Annotated in this window: 19 protein-coding genes and 1 pseudogene; 4 read left to right on the forward strand and 16 right to left on the reverse strand. The window is 67.3% G+C overall.

The window, feature by feature from the left end; translation table 11 throughout:
• Nucleotides 1-5: 5 nt before the first annotated feature.
• Genes dapB through ACKY0W_RS13415 form a run of 5 tightly spaced genes read right to left on the reverse strand, consistent with a single transcriptional unit; the run spans nt 6 to nt 4,771 of the window.
• Nucleotides 6-743: a 4-hydroxy-tetrahydrodipicolinate reductase gene (gene dapB, locus ACKY0W_RS13395; protein WP_409434450.1), complete on the reverse strand. Its 738-nt coding sequence runs from the start codon at nt 741-743 to the stop codon at nt 6-8.
• A 26-nt stretch (nt 744-769) separates the two neighbouring features.
• Nucleotides 770-1,774, reverse strand: a complete 1,005-nt coding sequence (locus ACKY0W_RS13400) for an alpha/beta hydrolase (protein ID WP_409434451.1) — start codon at nt 1,772-1,774, stop codon at nt 770-772.
• A gap of 33 nt (nt 1,775-1,807) precedes the next feature.
• The gene (locus ACKY0W_RS13405) at nt 1,808-2,884 is read right to left on the reverse strand and encodes a PDR/VanB family oxidoreductase (RefSeq protein ID WP_409434452.1); all 1,077 of its coding nucleotides are present in this window, start codon (nt 2,882-2,884) and stop codon (nt 1,808-1,810) included.
• Between the two features lies 1 nt (nt 2,885).
• Nucleotides 2,886-3,827, reverse strand: a complete 942-nt coding sequence (locus ACKY0W_RS13410) for an alpha/beta fold hydrolase (RefSeq protein ID WP_409434453.1) — start codon at nt 3,825-3,827, stop codon at nt 2,886-2,888.
• A gap of 35 nt (nt 3,828-3,862) precedes the next feature.
• The gene (locus ACKY0W_RS13415; RefSeq protein WP_409434454.1) at nt 3,863-4,771 is read right to left on the reverse strand and encodes a metal-dependent hydrolase; all 909 of its coding nucleotides are present in this window, start codon (nt 4,769-4,771) and stop codon (nt 3,863-3,865) included.
• Nucleotides 4,772-5,127: 356 nt separating this feature from the next.
• On the opposite strand from ACKY0W_RS13415, the gene ACKY0W_RS13420 reads away from it, so the two are divergent.
• Both ACKY0W_RS13420 and ACKY0W_RS13425 read left to right on the forward strand, forming a co-directional pair.
• On the forward strand, nt 5,128-5,427 hold the full coding sequence (locus ACKY0W_RS13420; protein ID WP_409434455.1) for a PE family protein: 300 nt from the start codon (nt 5,128-5,130) through the stop codon (nt 5,425-5,427).
• A gap of 14 nt (nt 5,428-5,441) precedes the next feature.
• Complete coding sequence (locus tag ACKY0W_RS13425) at nt 5,442-6,608, forward strand: PPE family protein (protein ID WP_409434456.1); 1,167 nt, start codon at nt 5,442-5,444, stop codon at nt 6,606-6,608.
• A gap of 33 nt (nt 6,609-6,641) precedes the next feature.
• On the opposite strand, the gene ACKY0W_RS13430 is transcribed toward ACKY0W_RS13425, so the two are convergent.
• The 5 genes from ACKY0W_RS13430 to ACKY0W_RS13450 all read right to left on the reverse strand — a co-directional run bounded on the left by ACKY0W_RS13430 (nt 6,642) and on the right by ACKY0W_RS13450 (nt 12,899).
• Nucleotides 6,642-7,667: a nitronate monooxygenase gene (locus ACKY0W_RS13430; RefSeq protein WP_409434457.1), complete on the reverse strand. Its 1,026-nt coding sequence runs from the start codon at nt 7,665-7,667 to the stop codon at nt 6,642-6,644.
• Between the two features lie 4 nt (nt 7,668-7,671).
• The gene (locus ACKY0W_RS13435; protein ID WP_409434458.1) at nt 7,672-8,991 is read right to left on the reverse strand and encodes a M16 family metallopeptidase; all 1,320 of its coding nucleotides are present in this window, start codon (nt 8,989-8,991) and stop codon (nt 7,672-7,674) included.
• Entirely contained in the window at nt 8,969-11,218 is a 2,250-nt protein-coding gene (locus tag ACKY0W_RS13440; RefSeq protein WP_409434459.1) for a polyribonucleotide nucleotidyltransferase, read from the reverse strand. The genes ACKY0W_RS13435 and ACKY0W_RS13440 overlap by 23 nt, the downstream gene beginning before the upstream one ends.
• A gap of 317 nt (nt 11,219-11,535) precedes the next feature.
• Entirely contained in the window at nt 11,536-11,805 is a 270-nt protein-coding gene (rpsO, locus tag ACKY0W_RS13445; RefSeq protein ID WP_406759184.1) for a 30S ribosomal protein S15, read from the reverse strand.
• A gap of 116 nt (nt 11,806-11,921) precedes the next feature.
• Nucleotides 11,922-12,899, reverse strand: a complete 978-nt coding sequence (locus ACKY0W_RS13450) for a bifunctional riboflavin kinase/FAD synthetase (protein ID WP_409434460.1) — start codon at nt 12,897-12,899, stop codon at nt 11,922-11,924.
• Between the two features lie 23 nt (nt 12,900-12,922).
• Between ACKY0W_RS13450 and mntR the strand changes: the two genes are divergently transcribed.
• Complete coding sequence (gene mntR, locus ACKY0W_RS13455) at nt 12,923-13,612, forward strand: manganese-binding transcriptional regulator MntR (RefSeq protein ID WP_409434461.1); 690 nt, start codon at nt 12,923-12,925, stop codon at nt 13,610-13,612.
• 3 nt (nt 13,613-13,615) lie between these two features.
• On the opposite strand, the pseudogene ACKY0W_RS13460 reads toward mntR, so the two are convergent.
• Nucleotides 13,616-14,488: pseudogene (locus ACKY0W_RS13460) on the reverse strand (metal-dependent hydrolase).
• Between the two features lie 92 nt (nt 14,489-14,580).
• Complete coding sequence (locus tag ACKY0W_RS13465; RefSeq protein WP_409434462.1) at nt 14,581-15,618, reverse strand: AraC family transcriptional regulator ligand-binding domain-containing protein; 1,038 nt, start codon at nt 15,616-15,618, stop codon at nt 14,581-14,583.
• Between the two features lie 55 nt (nt 15,619-15,673).
• Between ACKY0W_RS13465 and ACKY0W_RS13470 the strand changes: the two genes are divergently transcribed.
• Nucleotides 15,674-16,105: an SRPBCC family protein gene (locus ACKY0W_RS13470; protein ID WP_409434463.1), complete on the forward strand. Its 432-nt coding sequence runs from the start codon at nt 15,674-15,676 to the stop codon at nt 16,103-16,105.
• A gap of 37 nt (nt 16,106-16,142) precedes the next feature.
• Here ACKY0W_RS13470 and ACKY0W_RS13475 read toward each other — a convergent pair whose 3' ends face one another.
• The 4 genes from ACKY0W_RS13475 to ACKY0W_RS13490 are packed head-to-tail and all read right to left on the reverse strand — an operon-like array spanning nt 16,143 to nt 19,592.
• Complete coding sequence (locus ACKY0W_RS13475) at nt 16,143-17,396, reverse strand: acyl-CoA dehydrogenase family protein (RefSeq protein WP_409434464.1); 1,254 nt, start codon at nt 17,394-17,396, stop codon at nt 16,143-16,145.
• Nucleotides 17,393-18,259 (reverse strand): SDR family oxidoreductase, encoded by an 867-nt coding sequence (locus tag ACKY0W_RS13480; RefSeq protein ID WP_409434465.1) that lies wholly within the window; start codon nt 18,257-18,259, stop codon nt 17,393-17,395. Before ACKY0W_RS13480 ends, ACKY0W_RS13475 begins: the two co-directional genes overlap by 4 nt.
• Nucleotides 18,260-18,271: 12 nt before the next feature.
• Nucleotides 18,272-19,138 (reverse strand): MaoC/PaaZ C-terminal domain-containing protein, encoded by an 867-nt coding sequence (locus ACKY0W_RS13485; protein ID WP_409434466.1) that lies wholly within the window; start codon nt 19,136-19,138, stop codon nt 18,272-18,274.
• A gap of 1 nt (nt 19,139) precedes the next feature.
• Nucleotides 19,140-19,592, reverse strand: a complete 453-nt coding sequence (locus ACKY0W_RS13490) for an SRPBCC family protein (RefSeq protein ID WP_409434467.1) — start codon at nt 19,590-19,592, stop codon at nt 19,140-19,142.
• Nucleotides 19,593-19,599 lie beyond the last annotated feature (7 nt).

Genomic DNA, 19,599 nt, shown 5'->3' on the forward strand with positions numbered 1-19,599 from the left:
CACGACTACTTCAGGTCGAGGAGGGGTTCGATGCCGATCGTGAGTCCGGGGAATTCGGCGACCCGGCGCACCGCCAGCAGCACCCCGGGAACGAACGAGGTCCGATCGATGCTGTCGTGCCGGATGGTCAGCGTCTCCCCCATGGTCCCGAACAGCACCTCTTGGTGGGCGACCAGCCCGGCCAGCCGGATCGAATGCACCGGCACACCATCGACGTCCGCGCCGCGCGCTCCGGGCAGACCAGTGCTGGTGGCGTCGGGGCCCAGCGGCAGTCCTTTTCGCGCTTCAGCGATCAGCGCGGCGGTGCGAGCGGCGGTACCCGACGGCGCATCGGCCTTGTGCGGGTGGTGCAGCTCGATGACCTCCACCGATTCGAAGTATTTTGCGGCCTGGGTCGCGAAATGCATGGACAGCACCGCGCCGATGGCGAAGTTGGGTGCGATCAGCACCGCCGAACCGGGCGTGGCCTCGATCCAGGAACGCACCTGTGCCAGCCGCTCCTGCGTGAACCCGGTGGTGCCCACCACCGCATGGATCCCGTTGTCGATCAAGAACTTCAGGTTGTCCATCACGACATCGGGGTGGGTGAAGTCGATCACCACCTCGGTGCCGCTGTCGGTCAACAAGCTCAGTTCGTCGCCGGCGTCGACCGCCGCAGACAGGGTGAGATCTTCCGCGGCGTCCACCGCCGCAACCATCGTCGCGCCGACTTTGCCCTTGGCGCCCAGCACTGCTACCTGCATGGCTGCCACCCTAGCGGCAACGAGCTTCAGGACACCTCGCGGCGGGCCTGACCTGACTCCCCGGGGTCGGCAAGGCGTTCGGCGACGAAGCGGACCATCAGGTCAAACGCCGCCCGACTCTCGGGCAGGAATCCGAACAGCGCCGGGAACGCGTGCACCTGATGTGCCCACAGCTCGAGCCGGCTGGACCGGCCCGCCGCCAGCAGCGCGGCGTGCAGCCGTTCGTTGTCGCAGCGCAGGATCTCCGACTCGGCGGCGATCAACAGCGCCGGCGGCATGGTCTCGAGTCGGCCGTTGATCGGAGACAGCTCGTGACGCATCGGCGCCGACGGGCACACGTGCTCGACGAGGTCCGGCAGCGCGTCCGCGATGCCGAATGCGTCGGTGCCCATGTTCGGGTGGGTACTGCGGGCCGTTCCGTCGAGCTCCAGCAGTGCCGAGATCCCGATGACTCCGGCCGGGGCCGCCAGCCCTTCCTGCTGGGCTCGCAGTGCGGTGGCAAACGTGAGAAAGCCCCCTGCGGAGTCTCCGGCGATCACCGTCTTGGCCGGGTCGGCCCCCTGTTCCAGCAGCCAGCGGTAGGCGCCGACGCAGTCTTCCACCGAGCCGTCCACGCTCACGTCGGGGAATTGCCGGTAGTCGACGTGCACGACCGGCAGCCGGGTGCGTCGGGCCAGGGTCGCCACGACATGCAGGTGGGTGTCCAGACCGCCGGTGAAGAACCCGCCGCCGTGAAAGTACAAGATGGCGCCGTCGCTCAGCGGGGCGATGCAATCTGCCCTGCGAACGATCTCGACAGGAACGCCCGTCGCGAGGTCGCGGGTGAAGCGGATCCGGAAATACGGTCGCAGCCGTTGCAGGCGGGCGACGGTGTTGGTGCGCCGGCCCAGTTGCGCCAACATGCCGGGCATGGCCTCGGGGCCCCCACGACGGCTGATCCACCGGACCAACCGCGGCATTACCGCCGAAAAGACGGCGTAGATGATCCTGGCCCGCAAACTCCCACAATGAATCTCAGCCACACCAGACATCCGGGCATCCTATCTGCACCGACACGGCTCGACTCAGGCGTCGATGACGATGCGTCCGCCGTTGGCCCGCGACACGCAGACCAGCATCTCGTCGCAGCCCTCTGCGGTGCGCCCGCGCCGGTCGACGTCGCCGGAGACCACCTTGACCTTGCAGGTGCCGCAGAACCCCTGCCGGCACGAGCATGCGGTCGTCGGGTCGGCGTCGAGCATCACGTCTAGTGCCGAACGGTCCGCGGGAATCACCAATACGCGCCGGGATCGAGCCAGCTCCAGCTCGAAGGGCACCCCGTCGACCACCGGTGGCGGGCTGAACCGCTCGTAGTGCAGCGGAGCGTCCGCGTGTTCGTCGCGGGTGACGCGCACCGCTTCGAGCATCGCGCTCGGGCCGCACACGTACACCGCGGTCTGCGGTCCGGCGCCGGCCAGTAGCTCCTCGGTGCCGGCGAAACGCCCGTGCTCGTCGTCGGCCCACACCGTGACCCGCTCGGCATCCACCGCCAGCACCTCATCGAGCAACGGCATGTCTGCCCGGCTGCGCCCGGCATACACCGCGCGCCAATCGATTCCGCGCTGGGCGGCCTCGCGCAGCATCGGCAGCATCGGGGTGACGCCGATTCCGCCGATGACGAACAGCACCTCGCTCTCCCCGGTGCCCAGGTAGAACGCATTGCGCGGACCTTCGAACAGCAAGGTGTCGCCCTCGGCGTAGGACTCGTGCATCTCGACCGATCCGCCGCCCCCGTCGTCGAGTCGGCGTACCGCGATGCGGTACTCGGTGCGACGCCCCGGCACACCGCACAGCGAGTACTGCCGGCGCCGGCCCGAGGGCAGCTGCACGTCGATGTGACCGCCCGGCGTCCAGGACGGCAACAGTCCGCCGTCGGGGTCGGCCAGGGTGAGGGCCACGACGTCGCTGGTCACCATCTCCCGCTTGGTGATGACGGCCGCGATCGTCCGTGACACCGGGGCCACCCGGGACGGCTTCCACCGCGAAAGCGCGGCCATTCCACCGAATACGGTGATCGCTCCCCAGAGCGCGTTGAACAGCCGGTCATGCTTTCGCCGGCCGTAAAGGTCGGCGGGGCGCGATTTCCAGATCGGCGCAGTCATATCAGGCCGGCCGCACGTCATTGCCGGGCTCACCGGCCACGCTGTGTTGCACCCACTCGTCGGTGAGCCGAGCGATCACGTCGGGGCGATCGGTCACCACCCAGTGGCCGCCGTCGATATCAAGCACCCGGTGATTGGCCGGGATGGATCCCGTGTAGCGCTGCAGCGCCGGGCTGACGAACAGATCCAGGCGAGGCGCGAGCACCTGCACCGCGACATCGGTGGCGGGCAGCGGCCGCGCCGGCTTCAGAAACGGTCCCGGCATGTTCGCGCGGTACAGGTTGAGCCCGTTGACGTAGTCGTTCTCCCCCCGGGGCATGTCCGGCTGAGGGTTGCCCGAACGACCGATACGATCAAGCCAGCCCAAGACTCGAACGCCCAGACCGGACCGGAAAGCCGCCTCGGGAACCCGCGGGGTCAAGAACAGCCAGATGTAGCTCGACTCCAGCAGCTGCCTGACGACATCGCCGAGCGTCCGCAGGTTGCGCACCGAGCGCAGGAATCTGCCGGCGTAGTCCAGGTGAGGACCCGAAATCGACGTGTAGGAGCCGACTTTGGCCGCCACGGCCGGGTCGGTGATAGCGGCCCAGCCCTGGATCGAACCCCAATCGTGCCCCAGCAGGTGAACCCTGTCGACACCCAGTTTGCCCAGGTGCTCGATCACCGCGGCGACGTCGGCGATCAGGTGCGGGAATCGGTAGCCGGACTTCTCCGTCGGCGCCGAGGACGTCCCCGCACCACGTACGTCGTAGGCGACGACGTTGTAACGGCCCGGGTTCTGCTCGATGAGCTCACGAGCCACCCCGTCCCAGACATGGTGGTTGTCGGGGTAGCCGTGGATCGCCAGGACGGTCGTCCGCTGTGGGTCCAGCTCGGTGTACGCGTGCACCGCAAGGGTGACACCGTCGGCTGACGTCACAGCGGTGGTGGTCGGGGTAGTCATGAACTGCGCTCCTCGTTGTTCGCCCGCGGTTGGGGTCAGTGCGTGGCGCGGGCGGCGGGCGACACGGCCAAGTAGTTGACCGCCTTCTCCACGCCGCCGAGTTGCGCCGGGTGGAAGCCGGGACGGTAGTACGAGGCGATCGCGGGCAGGAATTCGAACGGCGAGGGCACCAGCCCGCGGCGCGCCGCGATGAACCAGTCCCGCCAGCGCGGCTTGGTTCCGGCCGGCAGTTGCGGGTCCACCTTGTACATGAACCGCAGGCCGCGCACCCACAGCAGCAGCATCAGGGGTGTGACGGCCAACTGGGTACGGACCTGCCGGAAAAACCCGGCCCGCAGGTGCTTCATGACGTCGAACGCGACAGCCTTGTGCTCAACCTCTTCGGCGCCGTGCCAGCGCAGCATGTCCAGCATCGCCGGATGGGTGCCGACCTCGTCCAACGCGGGGCTTTCCAGGACCCACTCCCCGAGAATCGCCGTGTAGTGCTCGACGGCGGACACCAGAGCCACCCGCTCCAGCAACCAGCGCTGCTGACGGCGCTCACTCCAGGTCGGCCGGTCGCCGAGCAGTTTGTCGAACAGCCACTTGATCTGGCCGGTGAACGGCGACATGTCGACGCCGCGTGCGGCCAAGTGGTCCACAACGGCGGTGTGCGCCTGGGAGTGGGTGGCCTCCTGGCCGATGAAGCCCTGGACGTCGAGCCGCAGCTGGTCGTCCTTGATCAGCGGTAACGCCTGCTTGAACACCTCGACAAAGAACTCCTCGCCGGCCGGCAGCAACAGGTGCAGCACATTGCAGAAGTGGGTGACGAAGGGCTCGCCGGGCACATAATGCACCGGCAGGTCCGACAGGTCGAACCCGACGTCGCGGGCTTGTAGGACGATGCGCTCGTGATCCAGTGACCCGTCATGCGGGCCGGCGGCGCTGTCATCGACCTTGAGCATGGCGAACCTCCCACGGGTTTTACAAAACCCTATCGATTGTCTTCGCAATGGACAGATAGCCCGGTGGGGTACAACGATACCATCGGTACCGCCTAAATTGGATTGTGACCGTCGCCACTCCCCTGGCGGGCCGGCCCGTCACGATGCCGCAGTGCGCAGAGCCGGTAAATCAGCCAATTTCGCGCCGTTGTGTAAACGTTTCGCTGCGAACGTTAAGAGGCTGTTAACCAGCTTGGATACCGGCAGGGCTGTCAGGAAATCTGGAGGATGTTCCCAGCAAAACGTTGCGCAACAGGGTCCGACTCCGAAAGAAGCCGGCCCTTTTTGTTGCCGCCGTCATTTTCAAGGAGAGGCCTTTGTCGTTCGTCAATGCACATCCTGAGACCCTGACCACCGCTGCCGACACCCTGTCGAGCACCGGCTTGGCGCTCGCGTCCCAAAACGAGGCGGCGCATTTCGTGACCACCGGAGTGGTCCCCCCGTCCGCCGACGAGGTGTCGGCCATGCTGGCCGCCCGGTTCGCCGTTCAGGCGCAGCTGTACCACCAGGTCAGCACCCAAGCCAGCGCCATTCACGAGATGTTCGTCGCCACCCTCAACACCAGTGCGAACACCTACGCGGCCGCCGAGGCCGCCAACGTGATCGCGGCCGGATAAGAGGAGGCACAGCAATGGATTTCGCAGCACTACCACCGGAAATCAACTCCGGACGCATGTACGCCGGCCCTGGTTCAGGGTCGCTGCTGGCCGCCTCGGCAGCCTGGGACGAGCTGGCCGTCGACCTGCATTCCGCGGCGTCGAGCTACCGCGCGGTCGTCACCGAGCTGACCAGTGGCCCGTGGTTGGGCGTGTCATCAACGAAGATGGCGGCGGCGGCCGCACCGTATGCCACCTGGCTCACCGCCACGGCCGAACAGGCGGAGCTCACCAGCACCCAGGCCAAGGCCGCCGCTACGGCCCACTCGAGCGCGTTCGCCATGACAATTCCCCCGCCCTTGATCGCTGCCAACCGCGCACAGTTGGCCACGCTGGTCGCAACAAACTTCTTCGGGCAGAACGCCCCGGCCATTGCGGCCACCGAAGCCCAATACGCCGAGATGTGGGCCCAGGACGCAGCCGCGATGTACTCCTACAGCGCTGCCGCGCAGGCTGCAGCACAGATGGTGCCCTTCACCACGCCGCCGCAGACAGCCAACCCCGGCGGCATTGCGGCGCAGGAGGCTGCGACCGCCGAGGTGACTGCGGCCGCAGCCGGCCAAGCCGCCACCAACCTGGCGATGGAGGCGTTGCCGGGTGCGCTGGCGGGCTCAGCCGAGGCGGGGGCGCTCAACCTTCCGCCCATCTTCGGCGATCTGGCGACGTTGGGTGCGGCTCCGGTCTCAACCATGATGAGCGCCGCCATCATTGCCGCGTTCATACCCGAGTACCTCATTGCCGGCGCGGCACTCCCGTCGCCGTTCGGCCTGGAGGCGGCAGCTCCCGCTGCCATCGCGGCGGGTCTGCCCTTGGGCCTGGCACCAACGCTGGGCAGTGCCGGCCTGGCGTCGGCAACGTCGGCAGCATCGGCCGGGGTTGGCAACGCGGCCTCCGTCAGCGGCTTGTCGGTACCCAAGGCGTGGGCCACCGCAGCGCCGGAAATGCGCTTGGCCGCGGCCGAATTCGCGGCGCCCGCGCTGGCCACCGCAGGGGCGCCGATGATGGGTGGCTCGCCGCTGCTATGCGCTCCGCCGCTGATGGGGTTGGGTCCGCGTGGCAGCGCTGCAGCGCGGGCCAAGGACGACCAGAACGAAGAGGCCAAGCGCAAAGCAGCCAAGGGACGACGGTCGTCCATGTGGTGAGGCGCCTCCGGCCGTCGACGATCCCCGCAGGGATCAACCCGACGCCAAGTCGGCGATGATGTCGGCGGCCGGAGCCGATCGGGCGGTCCGATAGGCGGTCCCAGCCCACAAGCTCGTCCCATGCGGGTCGTCCACGGCCACCGCCGCCGCCCGGATCGGGGCGGTCATGTGGTTGATCTCCGGGTATCCCACCGGCGCCAGATCTTCGAAGGCGCGGGTGAAGTCGTTCTCCAGGCCGCGCGCATAACGGCCGGAGAAGGCGCACGTCACCGTGGTGTTGGTGAATTCCGGGTTGGTCAGCGCCGCCCGGTGCGTGGGATTGGTCCCGGCTTCGTGCGCCAGCAGAAGTGCGGTACCGACCTGCGCTGCAACCACGCCGCCGCCCAGCACCCCGGCCACGTCGGCCGCGGTGCCGAGCCCACCCGCTGCCACCAACGGGACATGGCCGTGGGCGTGGGCGATCTCCGCCAGCACATGCTCCAGGGAGTCAGTGCCCGGGTGTACGTCCGGCGCAAAGGTGCCCCGATGCCCGCCGGCCTTGGGGCCCTGCACCACCAGCGCCTCGGCCCCATGTCCCAGGGCGACACCGGCCTCGTAGGCGGACGTCACTGTGACCATCGTCAGGATCCGCAACGCCCGCAACGCCTCTATGTCGTCGGGCGACGGTGTCCCGAACGTGAACGACACCACCGTGGGCCGCAGGTCGGCAATCACCTCGAGCTTCTCCGGCCAGCAGTCGTCGTCGCCGAAGCGGGGCCGGCCCAGCTCTACGCCGTAGTGCTCGGCCAGCGTGTCCAGGAGGTCGGCGTATTCGTCGAGCAACACCACGTCCGCGCCGCTGGGTTGGGGCACAAACAGATTGACACCGATCGGGCCGGTGGTGGCCGCGCGGGCGGCGGTGATCTCGTCGGCCAGCTGTTCGGCGGTGCGATAGCCTCCCGCGACGAACCCGAGTCCGCCGGCCTCCGACACCGCGGCCGCCAGCGCCGGTGTGCTGGGACCGCCCGCCATCGGGGCGCCGACCAGTGGGACAGTGAGCTCGGAGAAGCTGAACGCCATTGCTCTAGCCTGCCATCGACCGCAAACGCCGCGGAAGCGCCCCTTTCGAGCGGTAGGGACCCAGTACAGCGACGCCGTAGGGCTGGCACAGCAGCTGACGGGCCACCGCGTTGACCTCGTCGACGGTCACCGCGGACAGTTCCCGCAGGGTGCGCGCGATCGGCCGATGCCGACCGTAGTTCAACTCGGTACGGCCCAGCCGGTTCATCCGGGACCCGGAATCCTCCAGGCCCAGCACCAATCCCCCGCGCAACGATCCCTTGGCGATCCGGCACTCGTCGGCGGTGATTCCCTCGCGTGCCACCGAGTCGAGCACCTCGGCGGTCACTTCCGCCACCTCGGCGAACCGGTCCGGCTGGCATGCGGTGTACACCGACAGTGCGCCGGCGTCGGCGAAGGTGTCCACCGAGGAGTAGATCGAGTACGCCAGGCCGCGGGTCTCCCGAACCTGTTGGAACAGCCGGGAACTCAGGCCCCCACCGAGGGCGGTGTTGAGCACCGCCAGCGCCTGACGGTGCTGCCAATAGCGTCCCGGCGCACGTACCCCCAAAGACATGTGCGTCTGGTCCGCGTCGCGGTTGACCACGGTCAGCCCGGGCGAGCCCGGTACCCGGGCAGTGCCACGGCGCGGCTCGGCGGGCTTCTCGCCACGAACCAGACGGTGCCCGAAGTGTTCTCGCACCAACGCCACCACCGTGTCATGGTCGATGTTGCCGGCAACGGCGACCACCATGCGCTCCGGTGTGTAGCGGCGCTGGTGGAACGACCGCAGCTGTGCGCGAGTCATCGACGACACCGAGTCGACATTGCCGATCACCGGCCGGCCGATCGGATGGTCGCCGAACAGCGTCGACAAGAACACGTCGCCCAGCGCATCCTCGGGATCGTCGTCGCGCATCGCGAGTTCCTCGAGAACCACATCGCGTTCGAGGTCGACGTCGGCAGCCGCGCAGGACCCGTTGAGCACCACGTCGCTCACCAGCGCGACGGCCAGCTCCAGGTCCGTGTCGAGCACGTGGGCGTAATAGCAGGTGTGCTCTTTGCCAGTGAAGGCGTTCAGCTCGCCCCCGACGGCGTCCATCGCCTGGGCGATGCCGGCCGCCGTGCGGGTCGGGGTCGCCTTGAACAGCAGGTGTTCCAGGAAGTGCGCCGCCCCGGCCACCGTGGCGCCCTCGTCGCGCGATCCGACGCCGACCCAGACGCCCACCGACGCCGAACGAACTGCGGGAAGGTATTCAGTGACTACCCGCAGCCCGCCCGGCAGGGTGGTGCGTCGCAGTGTGGCGCGTGGCGCCGCTATGTCAGCTTTCGGTAGCCGCGGCATCGGCAGACTCAGCGGGCCCCGCCTCTGGGGTCGACTCGTCCACGGGCACCAGCGAGATCTTGCCGCGGTTGTCGATGTCGGCGATCTCCACGCGCAGCTTGTCGCCGACCTTCACCACGTCCTCGACCTTGGCCACCCGCTTGCCCTTGCCGAGCTTGGAGATGTGCACCAGACCGTCGCGGCCCGGCAGCAGCGACACGAACGCGCCGAAGTCGGTGGTCTTGACCACGGTGCCCAGGAACCGCTCGCCGATCTTCGGCAGCTGCGGGTTGGCGATCGCGTTGATCTTGTCGATCGCGGCCTGCGCCGACGGGCCGTCGGTGGCCCCGACGAACACGGTGCCGTCGTCCTCGATCGAGATCTGAGCGCCGGTCTCCTCGGTGATCGAGTTGATCATCTTGCCCTTGGGCCCGATCACCTCGCCGATCTTGTCCACCGGCACCTTGATGGTGGTGACCCGCGGCGCGTAGGGGCTCATCTCGTCGGGCTCGTCGATGGCCTCGGCCATCACATCCAGGATGGTCATCCGGGCGTCCTTGGCCTGCGCGAGAGCGCCCGCCAGGACCGACGAAGGGATGCCGTCGAGCTTGGTGTCCAGCTGCAGCGCGGTGACGAAGTCCTTGGTGCCGGCGACCTTGAAGTCCATGTCGCCGAACGCGTCCTCGGCGCCCAGGATGTCGGTGAGCGCGACGAAGCGACGCTCGGTCTTGCCGTCCACCTCGACGTCATCGGAGACCAGGCCCATCGCGATACCGGCGACCGGAGCCTTCAGCGGCACACCGGCGTTGAGCAGCGCCAGCGTGGACGCGCAGACCGAACCCATCGAGGTGGATCCGTTGGAGCTCAGGGCTTCCGACACCTGCCGGATGGCGTACGGAAACTCCTCGACGCTGGGCAGCACCGGGACCAAGGCCCGCTCGGCCAGCGCGCCGTGGCCGATCTCGCGACGCTTGGGCGAACCGACCCGGCCGGTCTCACCGGTCGAGTACGGCGGGAAGTTGTAGTGGTGCATGTAGCGCTTGGACTTCTCCGGACCGAGCGAGTCGATCTGCTGCGCCATCTTCATCATGTCCAGCGTGGTCACGCCCATGATCTGGGTCTCGCCACGCTCGAACAGCGCGCTGCCGTGCGCCCGCGGGATCACCGCGACCTCGGCGGACAGCGCCCGAATGTCGGTGATGCCACGGCCGTCGATGCGGAAGTGGTCGGTCAGGATGCGCTGACGCACCAGCTTCTTCGTCAGGCTCCGGTAAGCCGCGCTGATCTCCTTCTCGCGACCCTCGTAGGTCTCGGCGAGGCGCTCGATGACCTCGGCCTTGATCTCTTCGGTGCGCTCGTCACGCTCGGCCTTGCCGGCGATGGTCAGCGCCTTCGCCAGCTCGTCGGTCGCGACCGATGCCACCGAGTAGTAGACGTCGTCACCGTAAGGCGGGAACAGCGGGTAGTCGGCGGTCGGGCGGGCGGCCGCGGCTCCGAGCTCCTGCTGGGCCTTGCACAGCGCCGCGATGAACGGCTTGGCCGCCTCCAGCCCCTCGGCCACCACGGTCTCGGTCGGCGCCTGTGCGCCGGATTCGATCAGCTCGATGACGTTCTCGGTGGCCTCGGCCTCGACCATCATGATCGCGACGTCACCGTCGTCGAGGAGGCGACCCGCCAGCACCATGTCGAAGGCCGCACCCTCGAGCTGTTCGACGGTGGGGAACGCCACCCAGGTGCCGTTGATCAGCGCCACCCGCGCCGCGCCGACCGGGCCGGAGAACGGCAGGCCTGCGAGCTGGGTGGAGGCCGAGGCGGCGTTGATCGCCACCACGTCGTACAGGTCGTTCGGGTTCAAGCTCAGCACAGTCACCACGACCTGGACCTCGTTGCGCAGGCCGTCGACGAACGACGGGCGCAGCGGGCGGTCGGTGAGCCGGCAGGTCAGGATCGCGTCGGTCGATGGCCGGCCTTCACGGCGGAAGAACGAGCCGGGGATACGGCCGGCCGCATACATCCGCTCCTCGACGTCGACGGTGAGCGGGAAGAAGTCGAAGTGATCCTTGGGCGCCTTGCTGGCGGTGGTCGCCGACAGCAGCATGGTTTCGTCGTCGAGGTAGGCGACGACACTGCCGGCGGCCTGCTGGGCCAGCCGGCCGGTCTCGAAGCGGATGGTGCGCTTGCCGAAGCTGCCGTTGTCGATGACAGCGGTGGCCTCGAATACGCCTTCTTCAATTTCAATTGCAGACATAAAAGCCCGTACGGCCTTTCCTGGTTTGTTCAACTGTTTCGCAGCGTCGGACGTGCGTCAGTGATGGACCTGGATGCGGCTACGGTCGTCGATCGAAGCGGCCGGATCCTGGCTTACGTGCTGTCAGAGCACTGCCAGGCCCGGCTGCCACTACCGAAGACCGCCCGACTCAGGTCTGGCTGATCGCAGGAACGTGTCCCGTCGTGACGTGCCGGAGTGGCGCACGCGGATGCGGGGGCCACACCGATGCCCGGGCCTGGGCGGCCCGGGACGGCCTCACTCTACACGGAGGCGGCTGACGCCGACCCGATTCGTCGTCAGCGACGCAGGCCGAGGCGCTCGATGAGCGAGCGGTAGCGCGCCACATCGGTCGCGGTCAGGTACTTGAGCAGACGACGCCGCCGACCGACCAGCAGCAGCAGGCCGCGGCGGGAGTGGTGGTCGTGCTTGTGCTGCTTGAGGTGCTCGGTGAGGTCGACGATCCGCTTGGTCAGCAGGGCGACCTGAGCTTCGGGCGAGCCGGTGTCGGTCTCGTGCAGGCCGTAGCTGGCCAGGATCTCTTTTTTCTGCTCGACGGTCAGCGCCACGAAGAATCTCCATCAATCGGTCCCGCGAATATCAAGTCGGCGGCCACCGCGGACTGCAGCACGCCGAGGGGCGAGTCTAGCAGCGCCCTGGGCGCCCTTCCCAATCGTGCGGGTGGTCAGTCACCGGCGAGTAGGCCGCGGGTCTTCTCGACGTCGGTGTTCATCACCGCCACCAGGTCCGCCACGGAGTCGAACTTCTCCTGGCCCCGGATCCGGCTGACGAAGTCGACGGCCACGCGCTGCCCGTACAGGTCGGCGGTTTCGTCGATCACGAACGCCTCCACGGTGCGGGCCCGTCCGGAAAACGTCGGGTTGGTGCCCACCGACACCGCGGCCCGACACCGCTGACCGGCGACGACGGTGCCGGGCACCTGGCCGTGTCCCAACACGGTGAACCACGCGGCGTACACGCCGTCGGCCGGAATCGCCGCAAAGGCCGACGGTGCCACGTTGGCGGTCGGGAAGCCCAGGCCGCGCCCACGGCCGTCACCGCGCACCACCAGTCCCTCGACCCGGTGCGGCCGACCCAGCGCCTCGGCCGCCGCGGACACATCACCGGCGTCCACACAGGACCGGATGTAGGTCGAGGAGAAGGTGACCGACTGGGCGGCGTCGGCGCGCTCGGCCACCAGCGACACCGATTCGACCCCGAACCCGAACTGCTCGCCGGCCCGGCGCAGGGTCTCGACGTTGCCGGCCGCCTTGCGACCGAAGGTGAAGTTCTCCCCCACCACCACTTCCACCACGTGCAGGTGCTCGACCAGCAGTTGGTGGATGTAGCGGTCCGGGGTGAGCTTCATGAATTCGGGCGTGAACGGAATCACCAGGAAGACGTCGATGCCGAACTGCTCGACCAGCTCGGCGCGCCGCGCCAGCGTGGTGAGCTGCGCGGGATGGTTCCCGGGGTAGACGACCTCCATCGGATGCGGATCGAAGGTCATCAGCACCGTCGGCACGCCGCGCGCCTGGCCGGCCTTCACCGCATGGGTGATCAGTTCCGCATGTCCACGATGCACACCGTCGAACACGCCGATGGTGAGCACGCACCTGCCCCAGTCTGTGGGGATCTCATCCTGCCCCCGCCACCGCTGCACCAGGACAGCCTAAACTGTTGCCCGTGAGCCCTTGGGAGCAGTCGGACGGGCTGAGTAGCGTCGCCCAGGACTATCTGAAAGTCATCTGGACCGCCCAGGAATGGTCACCCGACAAGGTCAGCACCAAGATGCTGGCAGAGAAGATCGGCGTGTCCGCCAGCACCGCCTCGGAGTCGATCCGCAAACTCGCCGACGCCGGCTTGGTGGACCACGAGAAGTACGGCGCGGTGACGCTGACCGATGAAGGCCGCCGGGCAGCGTTGGCGATGGTGCGCCGGCACCGGCTGATCGAGACCTTCCTGGTGTGTGAGCTCGGCTATGGCTGGGACGAGGTGCATGACGAAGCCGAAGTCCTCGAGCACGCGGTGTCCGACCGGCTGATCGCGCGCATCGACGCCAAGCTGGGCTTCCCGCAGCGCGACCCGCACGGCGACCCGATCCCGGCACCGGACGGGCAGGTGCCCACTCCCCCCGCCCGGCAACTGTGGGCATGCGCCGACGGCGAGACCGGCACGGTGGCACGCATTTCCGACAACGATCCGGAGATGCTGCGCTACTTTGCCCAGGTGGGCATCAGCCTGGACGCTCGCCTACGGGTGCTGACTCGCCGCGACTTCGCCGGAATCATCTCGGTCGGCGTCGAAGGGTCCGACGGCAAGCAGGTCACTATTGACCTGGGAAGTCCTGCCGCCCAGGCAATCTGGGTGGTCTAGCCACTACTTCACGTGCGCCGCCAGCTGACCCTCAGCCCCGAAGAGTTCCTGCTGCCAGTACGTGATGAGTTCGGCGGTGTCGATCTGGTCGGGATGAAAATCCCGCCGCTTGAACGGCCGCATGTCGGAGTAGAAGCCCTTCCACATCGGGTTACGCAGCATCTGCACCGACTCCTTGAGGATCCGGAACGGTTGACGGCGGCCCTCGACATCGGTGGTGGCAATCGAGAGCCAGGAGAACAGCACCAGAATCGGGATTCCACAGTTCTGCGCGAAGCGCATCCACCGGATGCGCGTCGACTCGGGAACGCCCACAGCCCGGTACACATCGAACGCGACCGACTTGTGCTCCAGCTCTTCCAGCGCATGCCAATTCAGCAGATTGCGGATCTCGGGGTCATACATCATCGCCTGGACCGCCGGGCGTTTGAGGATGTTCTCGGCCCACACCGCGGTGAAATGTTCGGCAGCCACCGTGAATCCGAGGAAGAAGTGGCGAAGGCGGGGCAGCCGGTCCGGGCTGGGGTACTGCTTGTCGAGGAATTTCTCCATGCGCTCGGTGCTGCTCAACAGATACTCGAACCACGCGGTGGGATAACCCATGGCCGAGAGTTACTCATTGAGCTCACGATGCTGCAGGCCGTGAGTCTTCTCCTGCCCGATGAAGCCGGCGACGCGCTTGGCCAACTCGGGGTCGGCAAGCTGGCCGGAGTAGCGGCGCACCGAACGCACGAAGATGTCCTCGCCGGGCGGGAAGATCGCCGACAAGATGGCTACCAGATGGCTGAACACGATGCTGCCGTCGGCGAAGTACCGGTTGCCGTCGGGCTGCTCACTGAACCCGAAGTTCAGTCGTCGGACGGCCGGGTATGTCATCACATTCGTCATGGCAACGACGCTAGGTCCGCCCGCCGGCCGGCGGAATGGGCGAGCCGGACAAGAATTTGATGTTTTCGGACAGCCGGGCGTCAGGGCCGGCGGACCCGGTGCTTGCTGGGCGGCGTACCGACCCACCGGATGAAGGCACGACTGAAGGCGGCCGTCTCCGAATACCCCAGTTGACGGGCCGTTTCTTCGACAGTGAGGCCCGATTCGAGCATGGCTACCGCCAGGGTCACCCGCACCTCGTCGACCAACGCGCGGTAGCTGGTGTGCTCGCCGACCAAGCGGCGATGCAGGGTGCGCTCGGTGATGCACAGTTCGTCAGCGATCACCGCCATCGACGGCAGCACGCCGGGGTCCCGGACCAGCCGGGAACGCACCTGTGCGGCGATGCCGCGACGCCGGCGACGCGTCTGCAAGAGCTCTTCGCACTCCCTCGCACATGCCTGCGCCGCAGCGGTGTCGGCCGCCGGCATCGGCAGCGCCAGCAGTTCGAACGGCAGGGTGATCGCGCTGCGTGTCGCGGCCAAATCGACTTCAATTGCCACCCAGGGAAACTCGAGACGTTCGGCGGGAAAGTCGATACCGGGCAGTTCGACCTTGATCGTCGCGCCCGAGTTCAGCTGACCGATCAGCAACGGCACCATGGTGGTCAGCGCGAACAGATCCCGTTCCATCATGAAGCTTCGGACGTCGGCCGGCACGGCACTGTCGTCGAACTCAAGAACCGCGCCGTCGGGGGTGTCGTGGCGGGTCAGCCGCAGAAACGTCGACGATAACGTCGCGTACCGGCAGGCCATGTTGACCGCATCACCCAAAGTCGGACTCGCCAGCAGCGCATAGCCGAGCACACCGGTGTTGGCGAAGTTGTACTGCAGACCGACGTCGCGCGCTAACTCGTGTGGATCTTTCACGCGGCCAAGGACGTTCCGCAGGATCGCAAGTTCCTGGCCGGCTTGGACCTCGGTCGCACTGTCCTCGATGTCGGCAGGCGTGACACCGGTCCCCGCAAGGCAATCCGCGGCATCGACGCCATGCAGGCGAGCGGCCTCCAGAAGATGTCGACACGTCGCCACCGGCCGGGGAATGTCCCAATCGGGCTGCGCGACATCGCCGATCGACACGTGTCCGAATGTATCAAATTGTGTCGGCAAACGCCGTCGGCTCTACGATCTGCCGATGGCAAAACTTGACCTGTCCCGCGAACTGTCACTGCCGCCGGACGAAGCCTGGGCCCACGCGTCGAATCTGGCCGAGTTGGGTGACTGGCTTTCCCTGCACCAGGGCTGGCGCTGCGAGATCCCGGCCGAGCTCACCGTCGGAACCACGTTGGTCGGGGTGGCGGGAGCCAAGGGCATGCGCAACCGAGTCACCTGGACGGTCCGCAAGTTCGACCCACCGGCGCTGCTGGAACTGACCGGCGACGGCGTGGGCGGTACCAAGTACGCACTGACGTTGGCGATCAGCCCCGCCGCAACGGGATCGAAGTTCGTCCTGCGGATGGACCTGGGCGGCCGGGCGCTGTTCGGGCCGATCGGGGCGGCCGCCGCCCGCGCGGTCAAGGGCGACATCGAGGGATCGATCAAGCGATTCGAGCAGCTCTACAGCTGAGGCGTCAACCGCCGTATCGGTGCAGCGGACTCAGCACTCAGCCGCTCAGCAGGCCCTTGGCGATGTGGGTGACCTGAACCTCGTTGCTGCCGGCGTAGATCATCAGCGACTTCGCGTCGCGAGCCAACTGCTCCACGCGGTACTCGGTCATGTAGCCGTTGCCGCCGAAGAGCTGCACCGCCTCCATCGCCACCTCGGTGGCCGCCTCCGAGGAGTACAGCTTGATCGCCGATGCCTCGGCCAGCGTCGGGATCTTGCCGTGTTTGGCCTTCTCCAATGTCTGGAACACCATGTTCTGCACGTTGATCCGGGCCACCTCCATCTTGGCCAGCTTGAGTTGGATCAGCTGGAATTGGCCGATGTTCTGGCCCCACAGGGTGCGGCTCTTGGCGTAGTCGACGCAGAGCCGATGGCACTCGTTGATGATCCCCAGCGCCAGCGCGGCCACTCCGACTCGTTCGGCGACGAAGTTGGCCCGGGCACTGTCACGCCCGTCGCCGCCGGTGTGCTCCTCGGTCTCGCCCAGCAGCCGGTCGCGGCCCAACCGCACGTCGTCGAAGAACAACTCACCGGTCGGCGAGGAGTGCATGCCCATCTTCTTGAACGGCTTGCCCTGGGTCAGGCCCGGCATACCGGCGTCGAGGACGAAGGTGAGCACCTTGCGGTTGCGTGGATCGGTGCCGTCCTGTTCGTCCAGCTTGGCGTAGACGATGAGGGTGTCGGCGTAGGGGCCGTTGGTGATGAACGTCTTCTGGCCGTTGAGGATGTAGTCATCACCGTCACGCCGGACATAGGTCTTCATCCCGCCGAACGCGTCGGATCCCGCGTCCGGCTCGGTGATCGCCCAGGCGGCGATCTTTTCCAGGGTGACCAGCTCCGGCACCCAGCGCTGCTGCTGCGCCGGCGTGCCGCGCGACAGGATCGTGGCAGCCCCCAGGCCGAGACTGACGCCGACCGCAGCAACCAATCCCAAGCTGACGCCGGCGAGCTCGCTGACCAGGATCAACCCCATCGAGGCCTGCGCACCCAGATCGCCGAAGCCGCCTTCCGACGACGCAGCCGGCTTTCCCCCGCCTTCGGCGGTCTGCCGCGCCTGCGCCTTTTCCAGTCGGCTTTTGATGGCTTCGGCCGCAAGCACGTCGATCCCGAAGTCGGCGAACAGCTTCCGCAGGATCGGATACGGCGGCAGTTCACCGCTCTCCAGTGCGTCGAGGTTCGGCCGAACCTCCCGGTCGATGAATTCCCGGACGCTGTCCCGGATGAGCTCGTCGGTATCGGACCACTCGATCATGGCAACCTCGCCGCGATGTCGTCGATCTGCCAGATGCCATCGGTCTCAATGGTGTCGGTGTCGTGCCAGCCGGCCAGCCGCGAGATGGCACCGCCCTGCACCGCATACACCGCACCGGTGATCGGACACTTCTCGGTGGCCAGATAGGCCACCAGCGGCGAGATGTTGGCCGGGCTGAACAGGTCCAACTCCCCGTCTTCCGGCTCCGCCATCAGCGCGCCCATCCCGGGAGTCGCCAGGGTGAGTCGGGTACGGGCGATGGGGGCGATGGCGTTGACCCGCACCCCATAGCGGTCCAACTCCTCAGCGGCGATCAGGGTCAGTGCAGCGATCCCGGCCTTGGCCGCGCCGTAGTTCGCCTGCCCCGCGTTGGGCAAGGTGACCCCGGACCCCGAGGCGGTGTTGATCACCGCGGCGTTGGGCTGATCCCCTGCCTTGGACTGCGCCTTCCAATACGCCGCGGCGTGGTGCAGCATCGCGAAGTGGCCCTTGAGGTGAACCGCGACCACGGCGTCCCACTGTGCCTCTTCCATGCCGGGGATGAACGCATCCCGCAGGATTCCGGCATTGTTGACCAACACGTCCAACCGGCCGAACTCGTCGATGGCCTGCTGGACAAGGCCTTTCGCGGCATTCCAATCGGAGACGCTGTCGGTGTTGGCCACCGCTCGTCCGCCGGCCGCCACGATCTCGTCGACGACCTGCTGTGCGGTGGTGGAGTCGGAACCCTCGCCGGTGTTGGTTCCACCCAGGTCGTTCACGACGACGCAGGCACCCTCACTGGCGAACAGCAACGCGTGCTCCCGTCCGATCCCTCGCCCGGCGCCGGTGATGACGGCGACACGACCTTCAAGTACGCCCATTTGATATTCCCTTCAGTCGGCGATGACGGCCAGACCGTCAGTGATCGCCATTTCGCCGGCACCTACGCGCGCGGTCTCGAATGCGTACGTCGTGGCGTCATCGCCGCGGCCGCTGGTCCAGATCCGGGTCTCCAGGTCGTCACCGGGCAGCACCATCTTGGAGAACCGCACCGCCAACCGGCGGAGCCGGCTGACGTCTGAGCCGGCGACCTCGGTGAGCACCGCCCAGGACGTGAACGCCATGGTGCACAGGCCGTGCGCGATGATCCCCGGCAGTCCGGCGTCGCGGGCGACTTCCTCGTCCAGGTGGATCGGCATCGGATCACCCGCGGCCGGCCCATAGCGGAACGTCTGGTCGGCATCGACGTGCTGGACGACCTTGGCCACCGGCGCCTGCTCGCGCAGGGCGTCGTCGAACTTGTGTCCGGGGCTCAGTTCGCCGATCCTCTTGCCCGCATTGTGGCCGCGGAAGAAACAGGTCACGTATTGCTCGTTGACCAGTTCGCCCTCCTCGGTGCGGCATTCGAGCAGAATCGCCGCGCGGGTGCCCTTCTCCAGTCCTTCGTAGCCGATCATTTTGCCGCGAGAGACCAGCTTGTCTCCCGGCCGGATGGGCCGGTGGAACCAGAAGTCCTGTTCGCCGTGCACCACTCGCGGGATCAGCTCGACCGGTGCCACCTCGACCGCGGGAACCAGTAGTGACTCGAACACCGGCACGATCCCAAACACCGGCGGTGCGAGGTCGCCGCTGCGGTGCGCGGCGATCGGGTCGTTGGTCGCCTCGGCGTACTCAACGATCCGCTCCCGGGTGACCTCGAAGCGGTCCTCGTCGCTCCACTTGTCCAGCCCGGCATCGTCGAATGCCAGCTCGTCAGCCACCTCAGGCCGCCGCCGACGCCAGCGCCTCGAGCTGGGCGAGGGTCTTGTCGAGTTGCTTAGCGCCGTCCTTCTCGACCGCCTTGCCCAGCGCACCCTTGATCAGCGCACCCTCGAAGTCGCCGGCCACACTGAACTGGGAGCCGTCACCGTCGGGCGTGACGGTGAAGCCGAAGCGGCACTTCACGCCCGCCATACCGGTGCCCGACATGGTGAGGCTGCGTGGGGCCCCGTCCTCATCAACGACCTTCTCGACGGTCCATTCGATCTTGTTCGCCATCCCCAGCATGACGATCTTGGCGGTCAGCGCCGATCCCTCGGCCAGTGCGGCCGGTGGCTCGGTGAGCCACTTCTCGTGGATGGTGAACCATTTGTCCCAGCTGGACAGGTCGCTGATGGTGTCCCACAGCGCGTTCGGGCTGACGGCCAGGCTCTTGGTGGCTTCGATGTGTCCCATGATGTGT

This window comes from Mycobacterium sp. SMC-14 (assembly GCF_046250075.1).
Classification (GTDB): domain Bacteria; phylum Actinomycetota; class Actinomycetes; order Mycobacteriales; family Mycobacteriaceae; genus Mycobacterium.

Coding starts and splice junctions, on each gene's coding strand:
- dapB (WP_409434450.1), bottom strand. CDS start 743: ATGCAGGTAGCAGTGCTGGGCGCCAAGGGCAAAGTCGGCGCGACGATG.
- ACKY0W_RS13400 (WP_409434451.1), bottom strand. CDS start 1,774: ATGTCTGGTGTGGCTGAGATTCATTGTGGGAGTTTGCGGGCCAGGATC.
- ACKY0W_RS13405 (WP_409434452.1), bottom strand. CDS start 2,884: ATGACTGCGCCGATCTGGAAATCGCGCCCCGCCGACCTTTACGGCCGG.
- ACKY0W_RS13410 (WP_409434453.1), bottom strand. CDS start 3,827: ATGACTACCCCGACCACCACCGCTGTGACGTCAGCCGACGGTGTCACC.
- ACKY0W_RS13415 (WP_409434454.1), bottom strand. CDS start 4,771: ATGCTCAAGGTCGATGACAGCGCCGCCGGCCCGCATGACGGGTCACTG.
- ACKY0W_RS13425 (WP_409434456.1), top strand. CDS start 5,442: ATGGATTTCGCAGCACTACCACCGGAAATCAACTCCGGACGCATGTAC.
- ACKY0W_RS13430 (WP_409434457.1), bottom strand. CDS start 7,667: ATGGCGTTCAGCTTCTCCGAGCTCACTGTCCCACTGGTCGGCGCCCCG.
- ACKY0W_RS13435 (WP_409434458.1), bottom strand. CDS start 8,991: ATGCCGCGGCTACCGAAAGCTGACATAGCGGCGCCACGCGCCACACTG.
- ACKY0W_RS13440 (WP_409434459.1), bottom strand. CDS start 11,218: ATGTCTGCAATTGAAATTGAAGAAGGCGTATTCGAGGCCACCGCTGTC.
- ACKY0W_RS13470 (WP_409434463.1), top strand. CDS start 15,674: ATGGCAAAACTTGACCTGTCCCGCGAACTGTCACTGCCGCCGGACGAA.
- ACKY0W_RS13475 (WP_409434464.1), bottom strand. CDS start 17,396: ATGATCGAGTGGTCCGATACCGACGAGCTCATCCGGGACAGCGTCCGG.
- ACKY0W_RS13480 (WP_409434465.1), bottom strand. CDS start 18,259: ATGGGCGTACTTGAAGGTCGTGTCGCCGTCATCACCGGCGCCGGGCGA.
- ACKY0W_RS13490 (WP_409434467.1), bottom strand. CDS start 19,592: ATGGGACACATCGAAGCCACCAAGAGCCTGGCCGTCAGCCCGAACGCG.